This window comes from Pseudoalteromonas amylolytica (assembly GCF_001854605.1).
Lineage (GTDB): Bacteria > Pseudomonadota > Gammaproteobacteria > Enterobacterales > Alteromonadaceae > Pseudoalteromonas > Pseudoalteromonas amylolytica.
The window spans coordinates 212,125-236,516 of record NZ_MKJU01000005.1 but is presented as its reverse complement, the minus strand read 5'-3'; the positions used below and the strand labels follow the sequence as shown (position 1 = coordinate 236,516).

General features: G+C 40.8%; 15 protein-coding genes. 6 read left to right on the top strand and 9 right to left on the bottom strand.

Annotated elements, in window-relative coordinates:
- Positions 1-335: 335 nt before the first annotated feature.
- Both BET10_RS01690 and BET10_RS01685 read left to right on the top strand, forming a co-directional pair.
- Positions 336-1,310: a transposase gene (locus tag BET10_RS01690; protein ID WP_070983089.1), complete on the top strand. Its 975-nt coding sequence runs from the start codon at positions 336-338 to the stop codon at positions 1,308-1,310.
- A gap of 412 nt (positions 1,311-1,722) precedes the next feature.
- Complete coding sequence (locus BET10_RS01685; protein ID WP_070983088.1) at positions 1,723-2,019, top strand: PepSY-associated TM helix domain-containing protein; 297 nt, start codon at positions 1,723-1,725, stop codon at positions 2,017-2,019.
- Position 2,020: 1 nt separating this feature from the next.
- Here BET10_RS01685 and BET10_RS01680 read toward each other — a convergent pair whose 3' ends face one another.
- The 6 genes from BET10_RS01680 to BET10_RS01655 form a co-directional block, all read right to left on the bottom strand.
- Positions 2,021-2,896: an AraC family transcriptional regulator gene (locus tag BET10_RS01680; protein WP_070983087.1), complete on the bottom strand. Its 876-nt coding sequence runs from the start codon at positions 2,894-2,896 to the stop codon at positions 2,021-2,023.
- 177 nt (positions 2,897-3,073) lie between these two features.
- A complete protein-coding gene (locus tag BET10_RS01675; RefSeq protein ID WP_240503616.1) occupies positions 3,074-3,463 on the bottom strand; it encodes an Hpt domain-containing protein in 390 nt (129 codons plus the stop codon).
- Positions 3,420-6,116 carry an ATP-binding protein gene (locus BET10_RS01670; RefSeq protein ID WP_070983085.1) on the bottom strand — a complete coding sequence of 899 codons (2,697 nt, stop codon included), beginning with the start codon at positions 6,114-6,116 and terminating at the stop codon, positions 3,420-3,422. Before BET10_RS01670 ends, BET10_RS01675 begins: the two co-directional genes overlap by 44 nt.
- Positions 6,117-6,145: 29 nt before the next feature.
- Positions 6,146-7,390 carry a response regulator gene (locus BET10_RS01665; RefSeq protein WP_070983084.1) on the bottom strand — a complete coding sequence of 415 codons (1,245 nt, stop codon included), beginning with the start codon at positions 7,388-7,390 and terminating at the stop codon, positions 6,146-6,148.
- 114 nt (positions 7,391-7,504) lie between these two features.
- Entirely contained in the window at positions 7,505-8,716 is a 1,212-nt protein-coding gene (locus tag BET10_RS21945) for an EAL domain-containing protein (protein ID WP_070983083.1), read from the bottom strand.
- A 34-nt stretch (positions 8,717-8,750) separates the two neighbouring features.
- Entirely contained in the window at positions 8,751-13,568 is a 4,818-nt protein-coding gene (locus BET10_RS01655; protein WP_070983082.1) for an ATP-binding protein, read from the bottom strand.
- Between the two features lie 70 nt (positions 13,569-13,638).
- Here BET10_RS01655 and BET10_RS01650 point away from each other — a divergent pair, with 70 nt between their 5' ends.
- The 3 genes from BET10_RS01650 (at position 13,639) to BET10_RS01640 (ending at position 18,072) form a co-directional block, all read left to right on the top strand.
- Entirely contained in the window at positions 13,639-14,121 is a 483-nt protein-coding gene (locus BET10_RS01650; RefSeq protein WP_070983081.1) for a GAF domain-containing protein, read from the top strand.
- Positions 14,122-14,271: 150 nt separating this feature from the next.
- Positions 14,272-15,162 (top strand): cation diffusion facilitator family transporter, encoded by an 891-nt coding sequence (locus tag BET10_RS01645; protein ID WP_070983080.1) that lies wholly within the window; start codon positions 14,272-14,274, stop codon positions 15,160-15,162.
- Between the two features lie 180 nt (positions 15,163-15,342).
- Positions 15,343-18,072: a hybrid sensor histidine kinase/response regulator gene (locus BET10_RS01640; RefSeq protein WP_240503615.1), complete on the top strand. Its 2,730-nt coding sequence runs from the start codon at positions 15,343-15,345 to the stop codon at positions 18,070-18,072.
- A gap of 156 nt (positions 18,073-18,228) precedes the next feature.
- Here the strand turns inward: BET10_RS01640 and BET10_RS01635 are convergent, their stop codons facing one another.
- Entirely contained in the window at positions 18,229-22,728 is a 4,500-nt protein-coding gene (locus BET10_RS01635; protein ID WP_070983078.1) for an EAL domain-containing protein, read from the bottom strand.
- 425 nt (positions 22,729-23,153) lie between these two features.
- On the opposite strand from BET10_RS01635, the gene BET10_RS01630 reads away from it, so the two are divergent.
- Positions 23,154-23,348 carry a bacterioferritin-associated ferredoxin gene (locus BET10_RS01630; protein WP_070983077.1) on the top strand — a complete coding sequence of 65 codons (195 nt, stop codon included), beginning with the start codon at positions 23,154-23,156 and terminating at the stop codon, positions 23,346-23,348.
- 63 nt (positions 23,349-23,411) lie between these two features.
- Here the strand turns inward: BET10_RS01630 and bfr (BET10_RS01625) are convergent, their stop codons facing one another.
- Positions 23,412-23,876, bottom strand: a complete 465-nt coding sequence (gene bfr / locus BET10_RS01625; RefSeq protein WP_070983076.1) for a bacterioferritin — start codon at positions 23,874-23,876, stop codon at positions 23,412-23,414.
- Between the two features lie 8 nt (positions 23,877-23,884).
- Positions 23,885-24,355, bottom strand: coding sequence for a bacterioferritin (gene bfr, locus BET10_RS01620; protein ID WP_070983075.1), 471 nt, complete (start codon positions 24,353-24,355; stop codon positions 23,885-23,887).
- Positions 24,356-24,392: the final 37 nt, after the last annotated feature.

Genomic DNA, 24,392 nt, shown 5'->3' with positions numbered 1-24,392 from the left:
GGCATCCCAACAAATAAACAATATAAATTCATATGGTTAGGGAACATTCATGGCATTTGGTGATCAGAACTTTCGCCAAAAACATCAAAACAGAAAACGCCATGAATGCCCGAACTATATTGACCAATATCCTGTCACTTGTCAGCTATAAAATGCACAAAACGTGACGCTATGCGTTGATCAGCTGTGTAAACAGCCTTTTGCATGGTGGAAATGAATGGAGGAAATGAATGGAGGAAATGAATGGACATCCACCTCAATTTGCATGTTGGGGTGGTTTGTCTATGCTTTTAGTTCTTCACAATTAAATCAATTCAAAGTTCAAGGAGTGAACGATGGGATTAGCAAGGAAGCGGCAAATCAGTTTGTCAGATACTAAGTATTATCACTGTGTTTCACGTTGTGTTCGCAGTGCATTTTTGTGCGGTGAAGATAAATTGACGGGTAAGTCGTATGAGCATCGCAGAGGGTGGGTAGAAGAACGGTTGTTGTTTTTAGCTCAGGTCTTTTGCATTGATATATGTGCGTTTGCGGTGATGAGCAATCATACCCATGTGGTGCTGTATGTGGATGATAAAAAAGCCCAAAGACTCAGTGACAGAGCTGTACTCATACGTTGGCACAAGTTGTTTAAAGGCTCGATTCTGGGTCATAAGTATCTGCACTATGAGCGTCTAGACGAAGGTCAAAGACTCTTTTTAGACAAAGAGATAAAAGAATACCGACGCCGACTGTCAAGCATTAGCTGGTTTATGCGGGTGTTGAACGAAGGTATCGCACGTGAAGCAAATAAAGAAGATGGTTGTACTGGCAGATTCTGGGAAGGGCGCTTTAAAAGCCAAGCGTTACTGGATGAGGCCGCATTGATGACCTGTATGGCGTATGTTGATTTAAACCCAATCAGAGCCAAAATGGCAAAGACACCAGACGAGTCAGCCCACACCAGTATTCAAATACGCAGTGCACAAGCCAAAGAGGGTAAACACCCAAAACAACTTGCACGCTTTGCAGGTAGCCCCAGAAAACATATGCCCAAAGGTCTACCTTTTGAACTTAAAAGTTACCTTGAACTCGTTGAACTGACAGGAAAGTGTATTCGTACAGACAAACGGGGCTACATAGAGCAATACCAAGCACCGATTCTTGAGCGGTTGAATATCAAGACAGACAACTGGTTAAAACTCACTACTCAGTTTGAAAAGGTGTTTCATGGTGCGGTAGGCAAAGAGTATGCGCTGGACTTGTATTGCGAGCGACAACAACATAAGCGAAGACACAGCATCTCAAATTGCACAACGTTACTAAGCTAATAAAAAGCTTATTTCATTCATTTACTTTTATGCTATTAAAATGGCAGGGATACGTGCGTTTAAAGAGGGAGAAATAGATTAAAAAGCGGGTAATTTCAGCAATCACTTACCCATATCAGTCATGATTTTGGGAGCATCTAGCAACAAGGTCAGATGTTTTGTCATTGAGAGCTTTTTGAAGGTTCTTTTTAATGTCTTTTTAAAGTGGCTGTCCGTTAAGCTTTTCTTAAAGTGGCTGTCCGTTAAGCTTTACGTTAAGCTTTACCCATATCAGTCATGATTTTGGGAGCATCTAGCAACAAGGTCAGATGTTTTGTCATTGAGAGCTTTTTGAAGGTTCTTTTTAATGTCTTTTTAAAGTGGCTGTCCGTTAAGCTTTACAAACAACCCACTGCTTAGTAACTACGGTAGTATGTTGACCTTCGATGCCGCAACGGGTGAACATCAAAGCAGTTTCGACATTCGTCAGCAAGGTTTCATTGTGGTGCTAGTGGATACATTCCGTCGTCTGCACTTTGGTAATTTCGCTGGTTTATTCAGTAAGATTATTTACAGTATTGCTGGGTTTATGCCGGTTATTCTCGCTCTGACTGGTGGCTATCTATGGCTAAGCAGGCGTAATAAACGCGCCAAAAAGCGTGTTAGTAGAGCGCTGGCAACTAGTCAGTTAATACGACAACTGCATTTAAGGTGCAGCTGTCGTTACTAGACTACTTGATTAAGCAGTTGATGCGAGTGAGTAGTTCAGATGGTGGGGTCTCTTTGACATCATTTAAATACTCCTCAAATGGTGGAAAGTCAGCAAGCTCGACCTGATTGTTTGGCAACCAATGTCCAAATAACCAGTCATATGGCTTATCTAACTCGGTATAGTCACCTTTGAACAGCAAGCTGACAGTTTTACCCTTTGGTAGTTCAATGAACTGGATATCTGGGTCAGGCAGTGGGATGTCTTTACTATTGACGCTTAAACATGCCATAGCGCGCAAGTCCTCTTTAGCGACTGATTTTGGGTCATCATAGTAAATACCAAATGAGCGGGTGTGTTCGTTCACCAGCCCCGCGCTTCCTGCCAACATAAACAGTTTTTCAAATGCTTGTCCGATTTGCATGTAGTCGCCTTGGTGAGGCAAAGCGATAAGTGTTAAGGCTTCGTTTTCAATTTGTTTAACGGTATACATGGTTGTGTACTCCTTTATATGCGAGGGGTAAAACACAGCATGTTCAAGCTGCTGGCAAGTTCGGTGCTTTCTATAGTGATTAGGTGTTTCACCATAATGCTTAGTAAACGCGCGATTAAACGCTTCTACACTGGCATAGCTCACCTGTTTAGCAATATCAGCTTGACTTAATTGACTGTGCAGTAACAATGCTGCCGCCTTAAACAAACGCATTCTTCTGACCGTGGTATTGATTGTCTCGCCGGTAAACTCACGGTAAATTCTGTGAAAGTGGTAGGCTGACATATTTGCCAGATCAGCAAGTGTATTGACATCCAGATCTGCATTTAGGTGCTCATACACATAGTCGATCACTTTCAGCAGTCTTTGTCTGTAGATGTGTTTCGTCGTGTTTTTGAGCGTCATATTTAGATCCTTTGGCCATACTCATTGATAAATGTTAAGGGCAGTATACTACCAAAAACGTTGTTCGTTTATGGGGCAACTGGGAACACTGTAACCTAGGGGCGATTGATAATGTTTGCGAACTTTGACTTGGTAGCTAGGGTAGGGAAGTAATATGTTACGACATGTATAAATTACTCAAGTTTGGCTGGAACAGGCCCTGAAAACACCTTTAATTTCTTCGCTTAGTGTTTGAATGTGTTGCTTGCATTGCACTTTGTCCAGCGCCAATGAAGCATCTTCAATTTGTTGTAAATAATAGGCACATCGCTCAGCTCCGATGGCCTTGGCTGAGGTTTTTAAATAATGGGCTTCATCTTTTATCTGCTTGAATTGTTGTTCACGATATAAAGCTGCAATTTTTTGCAAGCTACTTTTGGCTTGTTGTAAAAACTGTTGACGAAAACTGTTAATTTCGGTTGTATCATCGCCTAAAAGCTCCAACATTACTTGTTCATTAAGCACTTGCAAATTATCTAAGTTACTAACGTCCATACCATTTCTCAATTGTATTTTTAAATTTTTCAAGTGTGACAGGTTTGCTGATAAAATCAGACATGCCAACAGATAAGCAAAAGTCTTGATCGCCTTTCATCGCGGCGCCAGTGACGGCAATAATTGGAATTGGGTCTTGGACATTTTGATTTTCGCCAGCTCGTATCTGTCTGGTCAACTCAAACCCGTCCATTCTAGGCATGTGGCAATCCGTTAGAACAAGCGCATAATTGCCTTTTTGCCACATTTTCAGGCCCTGCATCCCATCAGAAGCCAGCTCACATTGATAACCTAAACGAGATAACTGCTTAACCATAAGCTTTTGATTAAACTCATTATCTTCAACTATGAGGATTGGTAGCATATCTGGTTTTGCGGGTGACTCTGGTTGAATACTACTTTTTGAATCAAGGCCTGGCTCTAGGCCTAAATCGATTTCAAAATCATCTTCGTTGAGTTGTTGGCACGTTTTGCTATCTATATTTTGCAATCTTAGTAAGTACTTATGTAGCGTAAAAAACGTTAAGGTGTTTAAATCAAGCATTAAAACATCACTAAACCGCCCCTTTAATTGCTCAAACATGTTTAGGGTATAAAGGATGAGCAACCTGCCAGCTGGGGGCAAAGAATTCGTGTCTATGGCATGAATGTCATCTCTGTCTGTAATGACCACGATACTTAGCTCATCATCGTTGCCGTTGGTGTTTGTTGTCTGCTCAAGTGGATTCTGTTGAATGTCTTCGATGTACATTTGCAGTTTTTGGGTTAAATACTCCACTTTGCTTTCATTTTTAATATGATGATATAGGTTGGCGCAAGAGAAGATGGCTTCATGGTTTCTCGGCTTAAAGTTCCAAATTGGAATGCTAACGATAAACTCGCTACCCTTACCTAGCTCACTTTTTACGATGATCTCACCACCCATCAGCTCTATTAATCTGCCGCAGATAGCTAGACCAAGGCCAGTGCCACCAAAACGTCTAGTGGTACTTTTGTCTGCTTGAGTAAAAGGAGTAAAAAGTCGCTTCAAGGTGTCATCGTCAATGCCAATACCATCATCTTTCACAGAGAGTGTGAGCTTGTTGACAAGACGGTTTACCTGTGCACAGGTAACATCAATTATTACATGCCCAGGTTGATCTGTGCTATTACCACAGAACTTAATTGCATTGCTCACCAGATTAAATAGTACCTGTCGAATGCGGTTTTCATCACCATTAAGTTGCAAAGGGATGTCAACTGATTCGAACAAGCTGAGCTCTACACCTTTTTGTTGTGCGATGGGGCCAAATATTACAACAATGTTGTTGAGCATGTCTGAGACATCAAAGTCATAGCAATCTAATTCAAGCTTGCCAGCTTCGATTTTGTTGATATCTAAAATGTCATTGAGAATCGAAACGAGATTGTTGGCAGCAATGGCTGCGGTGTCGAGTAGCTCTTGTTCCTCGAAGCTATTATCCTGATGGGTTAACAAGTCAAGCGCACCAATGATAGCGTTCATGGGAGTACGCAGTTCATGGCTCATCATAGATAAAAACTCTGACTTAGATTGGCTTGCCATTTCGGCATGTTTAACAGCTTGATTAAGCTCTTCGGTACGAGATTTTACTTTGGCTTCTAATAGTAGATTGGACTCCTCCAATCTCATACGGGCTTCGTAGATGGATGTATGGTCGATGATTACCCCATCGAGGCACTTGGTCTGAGTTTGCTGGTTATAACTTACCACCCCTTTGGCGTAAATATACAAAGCACTACCATCATTTAAAACACAGCGATATTCTTTTTCAAAGTTTTCTTGGCTTTTAAGAGAATGCTCAATCGCGTTTTTTATCTCATCTGCGTCTTTAGAATGAATGAAGCTGATCCACTTATCGAGATCGCCATAATTTTGATCAAGAGGTTCATGTAACAGTTTACACGTTTGTTCATCCCACCGCACAAACCACTGTGTTCCCACTTGAGTGGCACTCCAAGTACCAATTCTTCCTCCTTCAAGGGCCCGTTTACGGCTTTCATTTTGCTCATGAAGTTTGCAATGGATTACTTGCGAGTAAATATCTCTTTTCAACAAGCCTTTTAAGATCACTTTGTCGGTTTCGTCTTGTGTGCCTTGGCAAATCAGTTGCAGGGGAGTGGAGTCTAGGGTATGTGCAGTTTTTAAAGAAAGATGAAAAGGCTCTTTATCTTTGTCTGCTTTGCTAAAGGTATTTAACAGAGACTCTCGGTCGCTCATGTCGATAGACTGAACGAGCGTATCTAAAGGTACTGCGGTTTTTTCGGTCAATGCCAGTAATGTTGCGCAGGTATTCGAAAGCTGAAATGTATGCTCATTGGCATTATACATCCAGCTGCCAATCACTTGTTCAGCAGGTGCTACTTGTTCGTAGGCATCTAGTGGGATGGTATTGATAATTAAAAAGAGAAACCGATTTTGCTCTTGAGGAAGAACCACAACATCAGCTTGAAGCTTTTTTAAGGTTAATGTAATTCGAGTGTGGGCCCACGAGTGCAGTAATGGCAGTGTCGGTTCTTCTGAAAATCCAAAGTACTGCTCTACGGGCTGATTTTTAACCTCATCAACTTTCAGCATGAGTTGCATTATTGCGGCATCATTTAGGTCCAGTATGGTTAGGTCATCACCGATGAGCAGCGCAGGGGTTTTGGTTATCTCTAGTTTCATAGCGGTTGCCAATCCAACATTATGTTGTGTTACGAATGTACGTTACATTTTTCTACAGCCTTCAAAATGGATTGCTTTGTTGAAGGTTTTGCTATGTAGGCTGCAAGCCCTAAACTTGCCCACTTTCTAATCAGATCTTTATTTTTATTACTCGTTAACGCAATAATTGGGATGGATTTACAGTTTGGTATGTTGCGTATGTTTTTGGTGGTATTATAGCCATCTAATTCTGGCATGAATAAATCCATAAAAATTAGGTCATATTTTTGTTTTCTAAGCATTTTTATTGCGGTTAAACCACTACTTACACTTTCCACATTATGTCCCTCATCGCGGAGTATTTTACTGATCATCTCGCGATAAATTTCGTTGTCTTCAACCACCATAATTTTTGAGGTTTTAGGTCTACTTTCTACTTCTGGCTCGGGCGCAGGGCTCGGTTCCAATTGGTCTTCGTAACTCTCTTCATAGCTTGGTTGCTTGACTGCGGTAACAACTCTGGCTTCTTTGAGTTGTGATGCGTGGTGACTGGTATTGGGAATGGAACGTTCAGTTAATAGGGCGGACAGCTCTGCGACAGATATTTGTTTGTTCTTCAGCCTGCTTGTAAGTTCAGCAACACTATCTGAGAGCTGTGTTTCAAGTTTGTCCAGCAAAGGGGTAATATGTTGTTTTTTGAGTTCCTGAATAAGCGCCGTTTGTACTTCATTGATGCCTTCTGTTTGGTCTAGATTGTCTCTGGCGTCTTTGAGCGTTTGCTCAGCGGTTTTGTGATACTCGGCCGCATCATCGATGAGCTGCTTCAGTTCATCATCAATTCGACCAAAATGTTCTTCGCTAATATTAGTGACTTCACTGGCTTCTTTGCTGCGAATGAGAGCATTGTGTAAGATCATTCTCAAGCGATAGTTTTCATACATGGGCTTGTATATAAAGTAATCGCGGAAAATGCTTTTCATACAGCACCTAAAACCAACACCTGATTCTTTGTTTTCACATAACAGAATATTTTCATGGGGGTAGTCCAACACCCCTTGCTTGGCCAGTTTACTGTATAGTTCAACACTGCGACTAACACTCGACATGGCGATAATAATCACAAGCGGAGCGGCTTCTAACAGCACTTCTTGCATACTGTCGTAGTTACTGAGCGTTCTAAATGCTGTAATTTGTGATGAAATAACCTCAGTAACGCCCCCCAATTCTTCAACATCATCGCAAAGTAATACAACTTTGGGGTGCCGCTCTACGTGCTCAACTTCTTTACGCGCCATAATTTCACTTCCTAGTTAGCAATATAAGAAAAGGGTCAGCTCTTATTGTTTTTTCAACATCGCTTTTTTAACTAAGCTTGTTTTATGCAGTATTTAATATGCTCAGTATAGTTGTTAATTATAATTTTCGCGTACCGAGTAAGGTTTTTGTTGCTCTAACGTTTTTAAAAAGCTGACTTTTTTTAAAGGCAGTGCAAATAAGTAGCCTTGGCCATAATCAATTTTGTAGTGATTCAAAAAGCCTAGATCATTGGGGTTTTCGATTCCCTCTGCAACAATCTTTAATTGCAACTTATGAGCAAGTGCAACGGTTGCTTCAATGATCGCCTGTTTATCTTTATCTAACGCACAACCATGGATAAAGCATCTATCTAGCTTCAATTCACAAAATGGTATTTGGCTGAGTTGTTTTATCGAAGAGTAGCCCGTGCCAAAGTCATCAATAGACAGTGAGAACCCCTTAAGCCTGAGTCGCAGTAACACATCTAATGATTCCGCTAGGTTTTCAATCAATAGGCTTTCAGTTACTTCAAAAGAGATCATTTGTGGTGGAACGTTGTAGCTGCTGGCTAATTCTGCTAATCGTTCTGGAAGGTGGATATCTTCTAAGTTCTTGACACTTAGGTTGATGTTAAATGTTAGCCCCTTAAGTTGTGCAAAGTGCTCTTCTATAAAAGCAAAGGCTTCATCGACAACTAAGATTGAAAAATCGTGTACGAGATCCGAGTGCTCGACAATATCTATAAAGTAATAGGGCGTCAGTACACCAAACTCTGGGTGGTTCCAGCGTACTAAGAACTCCCCTCCCACGATATTTTCTTCGGGTAATGACATTTTAGGCTGTATATACAGAGACATTTGTTTGTTGTTGAGTGCCAAACTGACAGCATCGTAATCAAAAGTATGCGTACTTAACTCCGTATTGGATGGTGTACCTTCATCGAATAACGATGACATCAGTTGTTTTATCTGTATTTGCGTAATGGGTTTGTCGATCCCCGTAATAACGTTTAACTTGCGTAATTGAGCGAGGTTTTTAGCCATTTTTATAATGGTATTGTCTTCACCACTGAGCAAAACAATGGCGGACTTAACGTTGAGATCCGACAAGTATCTGAGCACCTCGATACCATCCATGTCTGGCATGTTGAGATCTAGAAAAATAACATCAACATGATGTTTGGCGATCATATCTAGCGCGTCAGGGCCATTAGTAAAACCAAAAAACTCTACGGAGAAATTGTGTCTTAGCAACAATCGTAGTTGTGTGAGGATCAGGCTATTATCATCTATCGCAACAATTTTGAATGTCTTTGTGGCATCCATTAAACAACCTTAAGAACTAATTTCAGAACAGGAGCTAATCACTAGAATTTAGTATAGATGTTATTTCAGAACATACTGCATTAAACAGGGAAATACATTGTGGGAACAAGCTATCGATTCTATCTTGGCTTTTATCCTTGGCAGCGGCTTCCAGCTCGTGATAACTCTTGGCTAATTTAGCGGCGCCCACTGCTTTGGCTGAGGATTTTAACTGATGTGCAAAACTTTGAACTTGGCTAATGTCAGACAGTTGTTCAGCGAGCGACTTCATCAGTGCTGATGAGTCAGACATGAAACTTTCCAAAAACTGGTGCTGTGTGCTTTTATCGTCACCCACAAACTCGCTTAGCTGCCCAAAGTCAATAAGCTTGTTGTGTTGGGTGTCATCATGATGATTTATGATGTGCTCAGGCTCTGTGCTCGATGCTACACAGGACATCCACTTATGAATAATTTGCTTTAACTTTGTCAGCTCAATTGGCTTGGAGATGTAGTCGCTCATGCCAGCTTGTAAACATTTGTTGCGCTCGCCACTGAGTGCGTTTGCGGTCGCTGCGATGATGGGGGTTTCTTTGGTTAGCTGGTTTTGTTTTTCTAGCTGACGAAACTCTCTGGTAAATGTATAGCCGTCCATGACTGGCATATGACAGTCTGTAATGATCAGAGCGAATGAGTAACTCTCTAAAAACTCCAATGCCATCGCTCCATGTTCAGCTATCATGCATTGGTATCCCAATAAGCTTAACTGACGCCTAAACACCTCTTGATTGTAAGCATTGTCTTCAATTATCAAGATCAGCTGATTGTTAAATTGTGCTTGCTCAATACTGGGTAGTTCAAGCTGGTTAAGTGTCGCGACAGGTTCAAGTTTAACTTCAGGGCTTATAATGCCTTCTCTAACAGCGAGCTGCTCAATGATTTTAAAACTATAGTAAGGGTTGTAGAAGATAGGTTCAAAACAGCTTTCTTTTGGTAGTGGGATGGTGAAGTTATCGCCAACAAGAATGATGTATACCGTGTTGTCATGCTTAGGCTGAAATTGATAGTCTGAGGTGACGATTTGCTGATAACGTTCTAACGTTACTATGATGTAGTTGACATCGAGTGAGTTGATTTTGCTGTTGTTTACATTCACCCAGCTGTCTATTTGACATTCCGCTCCATGGGCTATTAGATTGGCACGCAGATCCTGCTCGAACACATCATCATCGCCTAATATGTAAACTTTTGTGTTGTTAAAGCGAATTTCTATTTCCGATGCATCTTGATTGACTTCATGGCTTTGGTAAGGCAGCTCTACAGAGAATGTGCTGCCGACGTTTTCTTGGCTTTGGCATTTGATATGTCCTTGCATCATTGCTACGAGCTTTTGGGTGATTGACAATCCTAACCCAGTTCCGCCAAATTGTTGATGAATAGTGCTATCAGCTTGTGTGAAAGGCTGAAATAACCTTGTTTGTTGCTCATCTGTCATACCTTTACCGTTGTCTTTTACGCTGATCTGTAGCTGATTTTGCTTATCACTTATGCGGCCTACTTGTATTTCGATAACGCCAATTTTACTGGAAGTTGTTTTCGTGAACTTAATCGCATTGCCAATCAGGTTGAGTAAGATCTGTCTAATTCTTATGGGATCTCCTAACTGCCAATAACTAAGCTCTGGGTCAAACATAAAGTACAATTGTAGGTTTTTTTCTTTCACCTGATGAGAGAGCAACTCGGCAATTTCTTTGACTAAGTTACGCCAATTAAACGCCACTTTGTCTATGGCCATTTTGCCAGCTTCTATCTTAGAAAAGTCTAGAATGTCATTGATTATTCTAAGCAGCATTAAAGCGGAGTTTTTTGCGACTGATGTCAGGTGGTTTTGTTCCTGACTAAGTGGGCTTTGATGCAGCAGGTCCAACATGCCGACAACGCCATTCATGGGCGTACGGATTTCATGACTCATTGTTGCAAGAAAACGAGATTTGGCATCGCTTGCCAGCTCGGCTTTAGCCTTGGCTTCTTCTAAAAGAGTGGAATTTTTTTTCCGTTGTGTAATGTCGTGTTGGTACAACAAAATAGCTTTGTCATTATCAGTTTCAAGTGTGGTTATGATTACTTCATACCAAAGAGTGATCCCATCAACGTTGTATTCACATTCAAGCTCTTTGACATAGTTATCTTGATATTGAGCAGCATTGACTGCATCTAGCAGTGGACGTTTTTGTTTCAGTGGTAATGAATTTATAGCATCTAGGCAGCTATCGCCCACGCGAAAAAGTGTATTCAAAAATAGCCCCGCGTGAAGCTGATCCGTATGTTGCGATTTAAACCCATACTGATTAACAAGCTTAATTTTTGCTTTTGAATCAAGGAGCAAAATGAAAGCTGGGATACTATCGATCGTTTCTTGTAGCAGTTTTTCAGTTTTCTTGTTTTTCGCCAATGAAGATTCAAGTGCTTTGCGTTGTAACTCAGCCTCTTCCATCTTCCTCAAAGCAGCCTCTCTTGCTGCTCTAAGTGCTACTTGCTGTTGTTGTTGATGATGTTGCTCTTTGACCATACGGGTGACATTTTTAACTATTCCAACTAAGGTGTTGGTTGTGTGGCTACGTCCATTTTCTTGGGGGCTGTGAACCACCTGCCAATTTGCCGCAAGCCCAATATGAGTGATGTCGATTAGGTTTTGGGTGGTGAGCTGCATCTTGATTGGTTGCAGTTCATGATGTTTTTTAAGCTCTTGGAACAGGGCCTTACGGCTATGTGCTGTTAGGAAGCGTAATAAACTTCTCAAAGAGCATGTTTGTACATCGATGGATGGGTTGAGCATATTTGCCAGTTCATTTGAAATCAATACGTCTCTTTGACCAAACTGCCATTCCCAAGAACCCATATTGGCGATCTGCTGAGCTATGTTGAGTTGAATTTTGTCTTTCTCTAGTTGTTGCTCAGACTGGCTAAGTTTTTCAATTGCTCTATTTTGTACTCTAAAAGCGGCAAATAATGCACCACTGCTTAGCAATAAGAGCATAACTAATTGTATAGTGAACTCATTCTGTACATTGTCTACCAGCGAATTTATTGCAGAAATTTTTCGCTCTGATCCTATCCCAATACCTAATTCATTATCCCAGGCAAATACGCCTAACACACTTTTACCTATAAAGTTGTCATACGGTTGCAACATTTGCGTGCCCAATTGTGTGAGCGAAGTGTGGTTGTTAGAGAAGTTCTTTTCAAACCAAAGGCTTGTATATTCATGAAAACTGGTAACAATATGGCGTTTGTCAAAATAAAATGAGGTCGAGTCCGATGACAAAAAAGGTGACTTTAAGAGTGTTTTGAGCGACGTAAAATCGCTTTGTGAATACCATATCAAGTAGGGACGGGTGCCGTTTTGACTTACGGCGGTGGTTGTAAAATGTGCGCTCAGCGTGTCGTTCAGTAAAACCGTTGTTGAAACAATCTTTCCTTGTTTGGCGAGCTGTAATTTGGATTCTGCTTGCTGTTTAGCAACATCTAAGCTATCGCTACCGTTGATTAGCCAAGCTTGTTTACTAAGGTCATATATGGCTAGGTTATTGGCGCTCAGATATGTCTGGAGCGTTGTATTATTGTTCAACTCATTGTCGGATACTTTAGACAAATATGCTTGAGCTTCTGTTAATCGTATTTTAACGGGCTTGTACCAGACTTCTTTTGCACTTTGTAAGGTGTGGATAGCATTGCTTCTAAGCTCACCCGCTAATTGAGTATTTAAGTCATCGTTTAAGATACGTTGGCTAAAACGATGCGTCACTAATATAACGAGTATAAAAGTAACGAAAATAAGTGCTAACTGCCAGTAACTCAAAGGGAGGTTTTGACCATCTTTGTGGCTCATCATAATCCCCCATGCTTTGTACAAAATAACAGTGATGAGCAGCGCTAACGTCGCGATAGCAAATGTGAGCAAGACCAGGTGGTGCTGAGAGCTTGCTTTATTTTGGGTGGCGCTATGCAAGTGTTGCTGCGCAATAGAATCTGATAATTCAATCAATTGATTAATATAATCGGTACTAATGAGCCACCAGTTTGACGTCTCTAATTTTGCGTTACCTGTTGTTTGAAAGCGCTCAATTATCCCGTCAATGAGACCTTTTTCTGTGGTGTTTAAGAGCGCCAAAATAGCGTTTCTTAGCTTTTCGTTGGTAGAGACTGTTTGCAGCAAATGGTTGTGATTAGCATGTAAGTACAAGATATTCGCAATTTTTGTTGCACTTTTTTGATGGGGGGCATTTAAATAACGTCCAACATTAGCTCTTAGTTTACCGGCATATTCTATGCTATAGAGCAAATTCAAATAGCCAGAAAAGTCGCTGCTTTTAGTGTCTTTTGTCGCATTTATACCACTTTGCAATATGGTCAATTGGGTACTAAGCAGTGAATCAATTAGCTTAGTATAACGCTGGAATAGCTCACGCTCCGTGATTTCCTTGTTAAGTGCTTGAGCTCTTAGCTTTGCCAGCATTTTTGGTGCACTGTTTAATGCTGTGATAGGACCTTGTAAATGTGTAGTAACCTTCTGCTCACTAAAGTAGTGGGTCGCTTGTGTTAAGCGTTGGTCGGTATCTTTTTTATATTGATTGAGTACTTCAAAACGGCTTAGATCTTTTTGTGCATAAAAAATTAAGCTAGTTCCTCGCTCTCGTTGCAAGGAAAAGACAAGTTGCCCTACCAGTAGTTGTTGTTCGCTACTAAAAACAACTTGTGTGTGGGCGATATGAGCAAGTTTTGCTTCATCATAAAGACTTAGAAGGTGGTCAAGTGTTAAAAAGCAACCAAATAAGGCAATAAAGCAAAGTAACTTTTTGATCTTTTTTAGCATAGGAGTAGAACATAGCCAGTTTAATAAACTACTATAGAACAAGGTTAATAAATTGCTATCAAACACCGTTATGAAAAAGCCGCAAAAACCTAAAACCGAACCGTTGCGAATTCAAACACTTAATGAATTGGGGTTGCTGGATTCAGAGCCTGACCCACAATTAGACCGTTTAACTGAGTTTGTGGCACATGTATTTTGTGTACCTGTTGCTCTAATTAGCTTGGTTGACAGCGATAGGCAGTGGTTTAAGTCTAAAGTTGGGCTTGAGGCATGTGAAACATCTAGAGATGTATCATTTTGTGGTCACGCTATTTTGGGCCCTGATGTCTTTGTTGTACCCAATGCGCTTAAGGATGAACGCTTTAAGGATAACCCGCTGGTAACTGGCCCACCGTATATACGGTTTTATGCTGGAGCACCATTGATACATAATAATGGTAGTGCACTAGGAACACTGTGTCTGATCGACATTGAGCCTCGTAATTTCGATGACGACGATATTAAAGTGTTGCGTGAAGTTGCGGATAAAGTGATGTGGGAGTTTTGCCATTAGACAATTGTGGTTAAGTATTAGCCTAAATGAAGGAAAAAGCCGTGATCTATTAGGTTTTTGATGCGCTGCGATGCAAAAGTCGCTACAATTGTGATTTTATATCATTACCGACCTCGGTGCATATCAATTTTTAAGGTTTTCCCCCTGTAGATGACTGACATCACAACTCACCAAGCTTCTCGTAGAAGATTGCTGATTGCATTAGCAATCACTTGCTCATTCATGGTTATCCAGTTGTTTGGTGCATACTATGCTAACTCTTTAGCTGTACTTGCTGATGCTGGGCATCTTTTTGTGCACAACAGTTCATTATTTATTGCGGTTATTGCGTCCAGTATCGCGGTGTACTTGGCTAAGACGTTTAACGATGGCTATAAAAAAGCAGAATATATCGGCGGACTAATCAATGGGTTACTCTACCTAGCTATCTCAGTACTGATCATAATAGAAGGCTCCGAGCGGTTTTTTCACCACACTGAAGGGCATCAGTTAGAAGTTAACTCATACTTAATGTCTGTGATTGCTGCAATTGGCTTCCTTTTTCATGGCCTATCAACGTGGATATTATACAAAGGCAGAAAAGACAGCATTAATGTATATGCGGTGTTTTTACACTCATTTTTTGACTTGCTCTCCACAGTATCGACGTTCATTGCAGGTGTACTCATTTATGTTACAGGGTGGGAATTAATTGACATCATTTCCAGCTTGCTGATCTCGGTATTTGTACTGGTAACCGGCGTCAAGGTGATACGCAGTTGTGTGGTAGGTCTATTCTTTGTTGAGAAAAAACTACCTAAGATATCTGCATTGGAAAAAGCAATATCAGGTGCAGAGCATGTTGAAAGCGTGCACAATATCACGGTGAGCAAGCTAGAAGGGCAGTTGGCTGTAGGAGCGCATATTGTATTGAAACATCACTGTACGATAGAGCAGCATGACGCGTTATGTAGAGTAACGGTGGAAAAGTTACTTAGAAGCAAATTCAACGTTGAACAATGCGTTCTACAAATAGAAAGTCATCAATGTCCAGATCACTAAGGAAGTGACCCTTACGCGGGCGAGCAGTTGTGTTATTCAAATGTGCCCAAGTACCACAAATAAACTAGTAAAAACGTCGTAATAGGTTGGCAAATGGTGGGTTTTCTTTTACCTTTAGTAGGGTAGTAGCTCTGGGAATTTTCTGTGCCTAATTATCTTCACAAATATATGCCATTGATAATGACCGTCCTTCTGGGAATATCAGGTGGTTTAGCTAACTTATTGCCGTTTTTCTTTTTAGACTCCTCAGAGTTTCTTTTTGGTCAACTTTTTGTTTTATTAACTTTAATGCTATTTGGCTGGCGCTATGCGCTGGTTTGCGCCGCCATTGGGGCTGGGTTTATCTTCTATCGCTGGGGCCATTGTTGGCCTTCTTTGGTATTTGTGCTCGAAGTGATTTGGTTGCAAACATTGTGTGTGAGAAAGGGAAAGCCTTTTTTCATTCGGGGGTTGGGTTTTTGGTTAGTGTTCGGGATCCCGATATTACTCATTTTTGGCTATTACATTTTAAGTTTGCCCAACTTGGTGGTTATCACTGCATTAGCAAAGTATTTTATTAATGCGGCGTTATATCTGGCGATTGTAGATTTACTCAGTTTTTTCTTCATACGCCACTTGTGGCGTACACAGCCACTCAATGCAATTCTCAATTACACCATTAGTCTTCTAATTGTTTTGGTGGTGCTGATAACTTCAATCGTGTTGACGAACAATAGTAATAGTCGTATTGAATATGAAGTTAAAGAACAGCTACAAGGTTCAGCGAAAAACATTAGCGTGCAGCTTAGTGATTATCTTAAAGGCTATCGGCGCTCGGTTGTGGGCATTGCACAAAACGTCGAACAGGGCCTAGACAAGCAGGTAGCACTTAGAACCTTAATTGAGTTACAGCCAGATTTACGCACAGCTATTTCTGCTAATGCAAAGGGGATGGTTGATACTTTCTATCCCAGTGTTTTTAAAAATAACCGTATGGAAGAAGCGTTGTCTGTTGTAGATAGGGAGTACTTTGTACAGGCTCCATTTTATCCAAATGGATATATCTCTCCTATGTTAACAGGGCGTGGCTTTGGCAGTGACCTTATCATTGCAATTTCAGCGCCTTTATTTAACGACGGCCAGTTTGATGGGATTGTTGAAGCTTCTCTTATTTTCGACTCATTCGCTCGGTTCAGACCAAAAATTCTAGTAAATAGTGGTGATTTGATATTACTAGATAACACCAACCAAGTGGTATACAGCTCATTGGCGTCTTACAAAGCATTGGATATTTTGCCGACAGATGTATTAGACGCTTGGTTGGATGACACTAACTCCACTTATACCGACCCTCAAGGTAAGGTCCTATACCGTTTTGCGAGTAAAATTGAGGGTTTAAACTGGACGGTGGTAACACTACTTGAAGGTCATCATATTCGTTTTGCTGCTGCATCAGCATGGGGAAAGTCCTTAGTACTAGCATTAGTGATTATTGTGTTAAGTAGTATATTTGTCAGTCAGCTTTCTCGTTATTTAGTAAGACCTATTGCGGCATTGAGTGAAGATATTAATCACTTTGAACCCAGTTCTTTGTTACGTAACTCCGCAGGCGAGCACGCCAGTTGCTTAGAAGTAATTACTTTGCAACAACACTTTAATCAGCTTGCCTTTAAACTCAATATGAACTTTTCAAAGTTACAGCGAGCCAACAGTGAAAATGAAGAACTTAATAAAAAGCTGACAAACTTTAACCGCGAGTTAGAACAGCAAGTTAATGAAAAAACAGAAGAGTTACTGGCTGCTGTTGCCGCTGCAAACAATGCCAATAAAGCCAAAAGCCGCTTTTTAGCAAATATGAGCCATGAGATCCGCACACCTATGAACGGTATTATTGGACTAACGGGGATCCTTGTTGAGCAGAAAAAAGGCGACGAGGAAACATTAAAACAGCTCGAAATTGTTCATACTTCGGCGCAGAATCTGTTGCTGATCCTCAATGACATTTTAGATTACTCCAAAATTGAAGCAGGTGCACTAGCTCTTGATTTGCATGCAACAGATGTATTTAAGCTATTTGATACGATAGCGACGCTATTTGAGCAAGCAGGGCTAAAACAGCAGGTTATGTTCGAGTATCAACTATCTTCCAAGCTGCCGCCATGTTTGTTGATTGACTCTCTAAGAGTCAATCAAATCGTCAATAATTTACTTCATAACGCCGGTAAATTTACAGAGGAAGGAGCTGTATCACTATTGGTGGATTACCAAGATAATCATTTGATAGTGAGTATTAAAGATACAGGTATTGGTATATCACCCAACCAGCAAAAGCTATTGTTCAATGAGTTTACCCAGTTGGATGTGTCTACCACCCGCCGTTATGGGGGAACAGGGCTTGGGCTAACTATCTCACAGCGTTTAGCTGAGTTGATGGGGGGGAAATTGGAAGTTGACAGCGTGAAGGGTGAGGGCAGTTGTTTTACTTTGAGAATACCCGCAGCTGTGGCCCAGCTCCCCCTAGAGACAGACGCATTAGTGCATGTGCCTGATTTAAGTAATACATCAGTTTTGATAGTCGAAGATAATATCGTAAATCAGGTTGTACTTGAGAAGGCATTGCAAGACACACAGTGTATTTTACATAAAACCATGGATGGGGTTGAAGCCCTATCATTTTTAAAAGAGCACAGTGCAGATATTGTTTTAATGGATTGTCAGATGCCAAACATGGATGGGTATGAATGTACCGAACAGATAAGAAAGGAGCCGAATATATATGGTAAACCTTATATTATCGCCATTACTGCCAACGCATACAGTGAGGATCGCCTCAAGTGCCTACGAGTGGGGATGGATAACTTTGTTGCTAAACCTATTGAAAAAGACACTTTGTATCAAGCGATTGCAGAAGCACTGTCACACATTAATTAACCTCTGCGGTTTCACATCCAAAGATGATCTTTTGTTCAACATTAAGGCGTTTTTGCGAAGTAATAGCACGCTATTGCAAGTAAAGATAGTGTGCAAAATAGCCTTATTGGAACAATTCTCTTCTGTGTAGTTGAGGTTACCTAGCAAACCTATTCGTTAAATCTGCTCTATAACCTGAGCAAGCTCTTCAGCTCCAACAGGTTTTGAAAAGTAGTATCCCTGCATGTAAAAACAACCAAGCTCCTTTAAAAATGCCAGCTGCTCGGTATTTTCTACCCCTTCTGCGATACAGGACATTTGCAAACTTTCGGCGAGTAAGTAGATGGTGCGTATTATAGACTTATTACTGTTTAGACTGTCCATCTTTCTGACAAACCCTTGGTCAATCTTGATAATATCAATCGGGAATTGATTGAGGTAGGTTAAAGATGAGTAGCCTGTTCCAAAATCGTCCAACAGTAAAACAAACCCTGCTCGTTTTAGCGCTCTTAAAGACCGTTTTGCCTTATCAGTATCTTCCATAAGTGAGCTTTCGGTGATTTCAAGCCGCAGCACACTGGTACTCAAATTAAAAGAGTTGAGAATATTGACTAGGTTCTGAGCAACATCAGATTTTAGAATATGGACGGGAGAGAGGTTAAGTGATAAATAAAACTCACTGTCACGTTCGATAAACTCTCGTAGCTCACGCAATGCTCTTTTAAGGGCTTGTTCGGTCATTAATTCAATTAAACCAACCTCTTCAGAGATTGGAATAAAATCCATCGGAGAAACGTTTTCACCTTCATATTGCCAGCGCATCAACAACTCAACACCTATGACTCTGCCACTCATGATATTTACAATAGGTTGGTAATGGTTATAAATCTGCTCATCTCGATACGCAGTTTTTAGTGCATTTTCCAAGGTGAGTTTACGTGAAAACTGGGTATTCATTTGTGTTGTGAAAAACTTAAATCCGTTTCTGCCAGCTTGTTTTGCATGGATCATAGCTATGTCTGCGTTACGGATCAGCATTTCTGGTGTTTTTGCGTCAAAAGGATACATTGCCACACCAATACTTGCCGAAATACTCATTGTAATACCGCCGATCTCAATCTTTTTAGGCAGGCTGTAGAGTAGTCTCGTCGCCAGTTCACTTAGTTTGTGAGGTGAGCGAACATCTTTAACCAGCACAATAAATTCATCACCACTTTGGCGGCCTAATACACAGTTTGCGGGGAGTACATGGTTGATCCGCTCCGTGATCTTGATTAGAAGCTGATCTCCCGTATGGTGTCCGTAGGCATCATTAATCGGCTTAAATTTGTCTAAATCAATGAATAGTAAAGCACAACTTCGCTCTGACGACTGTGCGTGATGTAGCGCAAACTCGATGTGTTGTAGCATTAGGTTGCGATTCGGCAACTTAGTAAGCGCATCAAAATTCGCCAAATACCGCAGCTCACTTTCAGCCTGCTTTTGCTCTGTAAGGTCAGAGATCACGATTACATAGTGTTCGATTTGACGATTATTTTTAGAAATCGCATTAATGCTCAAGTGGATCGGATGCGCGTCCTGATGCGAAGTTTTCACCGTTAGTTCTTGCCTAATATGGTGATTTGGTCCTAGTTTTTTAATTCGTTTAAGCAAATTGTTGAGTTTTTTATAACCAACCACTTTGGTAAACTTTTTGAAAGAAAGGTCTTTCACGGCACTCTCTTCATCAAGTTCAAAAGCGTGACAAAAACTTGCGTTTACCGATAATGGGTGTAAATCTACGTCTAGAATAAGGATCCAATCACTGACCTGACTAAAGGCTTCACCAAGAATTGTAGCCCGTAGATCTGTCGCTTTTTGCTCGGTAATGTTGGTATAAATCCCCATGATGTCTTTGACTTTGCCCTTTTCATCATAGCTTTGTACCTGCCCGATGTCATGATACCAAAGCCAAGGCTCATCGATGCCTTTGACGCGGTAGGTTAAAGACAGCTGCTTATCTGTTGGAGAAGTAATAAACTGTTTCCAAACTCGTTGTAAATGCTCTTTATCATCTGGGTGGACGCGTTCAAAGTAGTCATTAAGTATTGCTACCTCGGTGTCGGCGGTCATGGGTAAACAGTCAAAGTTTCTGCGCTGTTTAACCGTTTTTGATGTGAGATCTACTTGCCATATGCCACTTCGGGTCGTATTAAGTGCCATTTCAGTTTGCTGCTTGCTGATGGTCATTTCGTTAAGCGCCGCTTTGATCGTGCGTTGCTTTTTATTGTTTTGCTTGAGCCAAAGCAAGACTACGCTGAGTATAGATAAGGCGTAAAAAGTCCAAGCAAGTGGCGAGTTGAATAATGAGTGTTCAACATTAAAAGATAAGGTAATAGCATCTTTTATCTGTTGATTACCAAGTGTGAGTTGCTCAATCAGTAGGGTGTACTTACCTGGTTTTAAGTGATTGAAAAATAGATAATTAGAGTTCAAGTTACTAAATTCTATTGAGGTTGGGCCTGTTAGTTTTGCGCGGTAGTGAAAAACGAACTGATTAGAAAAATCAAAATTGCTAAACATAATCTTCAAGCCCAGGTCGTCGTGGTTAAGAACAAGCGGCTGGGTTTCAAGGAATGTTGGATAGAAGTCAATACTACGAGACATCAAGTTGATGTCTGTTATTGCCAATTCGGCTTTTGATAAGTTGTTTTCAAGAAAATCAGCGGGAGAAAACCAAACTACGCCATTGATGGTACCAAATGCCATTAGGCCGGAGTCCAAGATAGTACTCGCTCCAGCGTTAAACTCGCTATTCGGTAAACCATGGCTGGCGTCGAATTTTTGCAATTGTCTGTTGCTGATATTGAGTCGATACAAGCCGGACTGACTGCTAATCCATAGGTAACCGAAGTTATCAGCAATGAGTTGATATGCAGATTGAGGTTCAGAACCGTCAGCAATTTTTACCTTATATTTGAGCGTCAAACTTTGCTCGTCTAGTGCAATCACGCCATCAACTGAACTGGCAAGCCATAGTGTACCGTCTTCGGTATAGACCCAGTGATCGATCACGGAAAATCGCTCCGCGTCTTGCTGATCGAATTGGTAAATAACGGTTAACTCGCCACTACGCTCATTGTAACTGATCAAGCTGCGCTCTGTACTGAGTACATACTCCCCCTGACGTGATGGCAGAGGAGGGAGAAACTTGTAAGCGCTGTCTACTTCTAGCTTTTGTGTTAGATCTACTAAGGGGCGAACACTTTTATTAAGTGCATCGTAGACGAAAAAGCCTTCACTACTGACGAATGCAATTTCATTTTTACTGACCGAAGCCGCTCCCCAGTTCAAGCTTACAAATGGGCTTTCTTGTTGCTTGTTAACGGGGGGCAGGCTAATGGTATCGTCAGTTTTGTTCAATACGCGTAGGCCAGACAAAGTTTCTACAAACAAAACGTTGTCATCAATATGATTTAAAGCGATGGTTTTGTATATCGCATTAGTCGCGTAGGCGGCTTTAGGGTCAGTGTTTTTATAGTAGTGTTTGGGATTGGTGTCTTGTAAGCCGTTGAACAGAAGCAAACCATTATCAGTACCTACCCAGATCTGATTTTCGCTCTGTTCATAAATAGACCAGATGTTGTGGTTTATGAATGCTTTATTCTCAGCTTTTAATGTCTTAAAACGAAGTGAAGTTAACGGCCAGTAATATGCCCCCTGATTGAGTGTTGCCATCCATATATTGCCATAGGTATCAAACATCAAGTCAATAACGTTACTTTGTGCTAGCGCGAACTTACTATCTTTTAGTGATAGCAGTAAACTGGCAGACTGGCGTTTTCTGTCTACGGTATAAACGCCACGCTCGGTTGCTATTAGCTCGCCGTACGGCGTCACTACGTGGTCCCAGATATTTAATTCTGGTACAAGGGTATAAGCCGATTCTAATTGTAGGGTTTTGTTAATGATAGGGATGCTATACAACCCTTGCACAGTGCCAACAAGTAATCCGATTGCTGGATCAAATTTTAGCAGTTTCACATTGCTATTCAGGCTATTGCGCTGTTGCTTGGGCAAAAACTGTTGCTCAACTAATAGCCGGGATTCAAAATTATAGGTGAAAAAGCCCTGATTGGTGCCTATCAGTAACGCCTTATCAAGTCGTACGATGGTTCGAACATAACTGTGTTTTTCAAAACTTGTCACCAAGGTGGAGCGTTTGTTGTTTAAATCAATCTTGTATAAAAAATTGTCTATACCTGCGTATAGCATGTTACCGATTTTGAACGCGGCGGTGATTTCGGAAAAGGCGTTAGAATTAGTGACTAATCTGCCAGAATAAACTTGTTCGACCTCTAAAGTATTGACGTTGACCAAGTAAGCGCCACTAAAGGCAGTTGATACTAGCAGTAAATCAGCGTCAACAAGCGTGATGTAGGAAATGTGTTTGGTTGCTAGATTAAACTGGCTTTTAACCAAAGTGATATTGTTACCGTCATATCGGTTAAGGCCTAACTGGGTACCAATCCAAACATAGCCATGCTTGTCCTGCACGATGCCACTGATACTGGCCTGTGATAGCCCTTCTTCCGTTGACAGTCGGTTAATTGTATTACCTTTATTTTGCGCAAAAGCTTTACCTTGCAGCATGGCTGTAAAGCACAAAAGTAGAATGAGCGCAAAGCAACGATACATGAATTAAGCCTTTGAATTAAAATTGTTTATATATAACTGTCTCCTGACTACTTAAGCGTATGCTAGCTACGTAATAGCATTTTCCACAAGTAGGTAAGTCCGTTTGGTTAAACCGAGGGTTCAAATCGTTAATTTAACACAATATTTATGTTTGTGACTATAAGCTTGCGATATTAACTTGTCACGGCACACAAACACACATCTTTACTTACTTATATATCCAAACTTTAGCCTACTTTTTCACTAATCACATGAGAATTATGGAGAAGTTAAAAAATAATAACGCTTTTGTTGGCGTAGGCATGAGCAACGCCATGAAAGCTAAATGACAATAATTATCATTTTTTGACTTTTTGTAGTTGATAACTATTTTTGTTTAGATTAAACTCATCAGCAGTTAATGTTATTGAGATTGGTTTGTATTCATGTATATCTGCATTTGTCACGGTGTAACAGATAAAAAGATTGCTCAGGCGATTGATGATGGGGCGACCAGCATGCGTGAATTAAGTAAAGAGCTAGGTGTGGGGACACAATGTGGTAAATGCACGAACTGCACAAAAAAGATCTTGAACGAGAAGCTTATTGAAATTGTGGATATTACAGATCAAGTTGCATAATCGAATAACATAGATGTTTATGATACAAAAAAGGGCCTGTTGGCCCTTTTTTGTTGCTTATGGTTACATCTGCGTCTGTAAGTAGTTCTCAATACCCATTGCTTTAATTAGACTTTGTTGGGTTTCCAACCAGTCAATTTGTTCTTCTTGCTCATTAAGAATAGCATCCAGCGCTTCGCGTGAAATATAATCACGTTTTTGTTCTGCAAGTTCAATGGCGTTTTTCAGATCAACTAACGACAGTTGTTCGAATTCCATGTTTGCAGCTATCATCTCTTCGCTATTTTCACCGATACGTAAACGGCCTAAGCTTTGCAGATTTGGTAAGCCTTCTAAAAATAAAATGCGCTCAATTAGGCGATCTGCATTTTTCATTTTTTGAATTGAGGTCTTATAATCAGCCTTGTCTAACGCTGTAAAACCAAAGTCTTTAAACATACGTGCATGTAAAAAGTACTGATTGATACCTACTAACTCATTAGCAAGAACTGCGTTAAGTGCCGCGATGACGTCTTTGTTTCCTTTCATATCGGCTCCTAACCTACTTGAGATTGAATATAATTTTGGATGCCAATCTTATCCATTAGCCCCAGTTGTTGTTCCAGCCAATAAACGTGATCTTCTTCGGTATCGAACAATAGCTTCTCAAGCGTCTCGCGTGATTGGTAGTCTTGCTCTTGTTCACAAATGGCGATAGCTTCTTTAACGCTTTCAACGACTTCTAACTCAAGGGTTAAATCATTTTGCATCATTGAGCGCACATCATGGCCAATTAAAAGATCTCGGCGTTTGGTCATATTGGGCACGCCTTCAAGAAATAGAATACGCTTTATCAACCAGTCTGCATGGGTCGTTTCTTCTTCCATCTCGTGGTTTAAACGCTCATATAGCTTATTCAGCCCCCAGTCGTCATACATGCGCGAGTGGATAAAATATTGATCAATGGCTGCCAGTTCATTGGCTAATAGTGCATTAAACGCATCAATAACTCTTTGCTTACCTTTCATAACGTCCGCCTTAAAAAGATTAATTGCGGCCAGTTTA

Coding starts and splice junctions, on each gene's coding strand:
- BET10_RS01690 (WP_070983089.1), top strand. CDS start 336: ATGGGATTAGCAAGGAAGCGGCAAATCAGTTTGTCAGATACTAAGTAT.
- BET10_RS01685 (WP_070983088.1), top strand. CDS start 1,723: ATGTTGACCTTCGATGCCGCAACGGGTGAACATCAAAGCAGTTTCGAC.
- BET10_RS01680 (WP_070983087.1), bottom strand. CDS start 2,896: ATGACGCTCAAAAACACGACGAAACACATCTACAGACAAAGACTGCTG.
- BET10_RS01670 (WP_070983085.1), bottom strand. CDS start 6,116: ATGAAACTAGAGATAACCAAAACCCCTGCGCTGCTCATCGGTGATGAC.
- BET10_RS01665 (WP_070983084.1), bottom strand. CDS start 7,390: ATGGCGCGTAAAGAAGTTGAGCACGTAGAGCGGCACCCCAAAGTTGTA.
- BET10_RS21945 (WP_070983083.1), bottom strand. CDS start 8,716: ATGGATGCCACAAAGACATTCAAAATTGTTGCGATAGATGATAATAGC.
- BET10_RS01655 (WP_070983082.1), bottom strand. CDS start 13,568: ATGCTAAAAAAGATCAAAAAGTTACTTTGCTTTATTGCCTTATTTGGT.
- BET10_RS01650 (WP_070983081.1), top strand. CDS start 13,639: ATGAAAAAGCCGCAAAAACCTAAAACCGAACCGTTGCGAATTCAAACA.
- BET10_RS01645 (WP_070983080.1), top strand. CDS start 14,272: ATGACTGACATCACAACTCACCAAGCTTCTCGTAGAAGATTGCTGATT.
- BET10_RS01640 (WP_240503615.1), top strand. CDS start 15,343: ATGACCGTCCTTCTGGGAATATCAGGTGGTTTAGCTAACTTATTGCCG.
- BET10_RS01635 (WP_070983078.1), bottom strand. CDS start 22,728: ATGTATCGTTGCTTTGCGCTCATTCTACTTTTGTGCTTTACAGCCATG.
- BET10_RS01630 (WP_070983077.1), top strand. CDS start 23,154: ATGTATATCTGCATTTGTCACGGTGTAACAGATAAAAAGATTGCTCAG.
- bfr (WP_070983076.1), bottom strand. CDS start 23,876: ATGAAAGGAAACAAAGACGTCATCGCGGCACTTAACGCAGTTCTTGCT.
- bfr (WP_070983075.1), bottom strand. CDS start 24,355: ATGAAAGGTAAGCAAAGAGTTATTGATGCGTTTAATGCACTATTAGCC.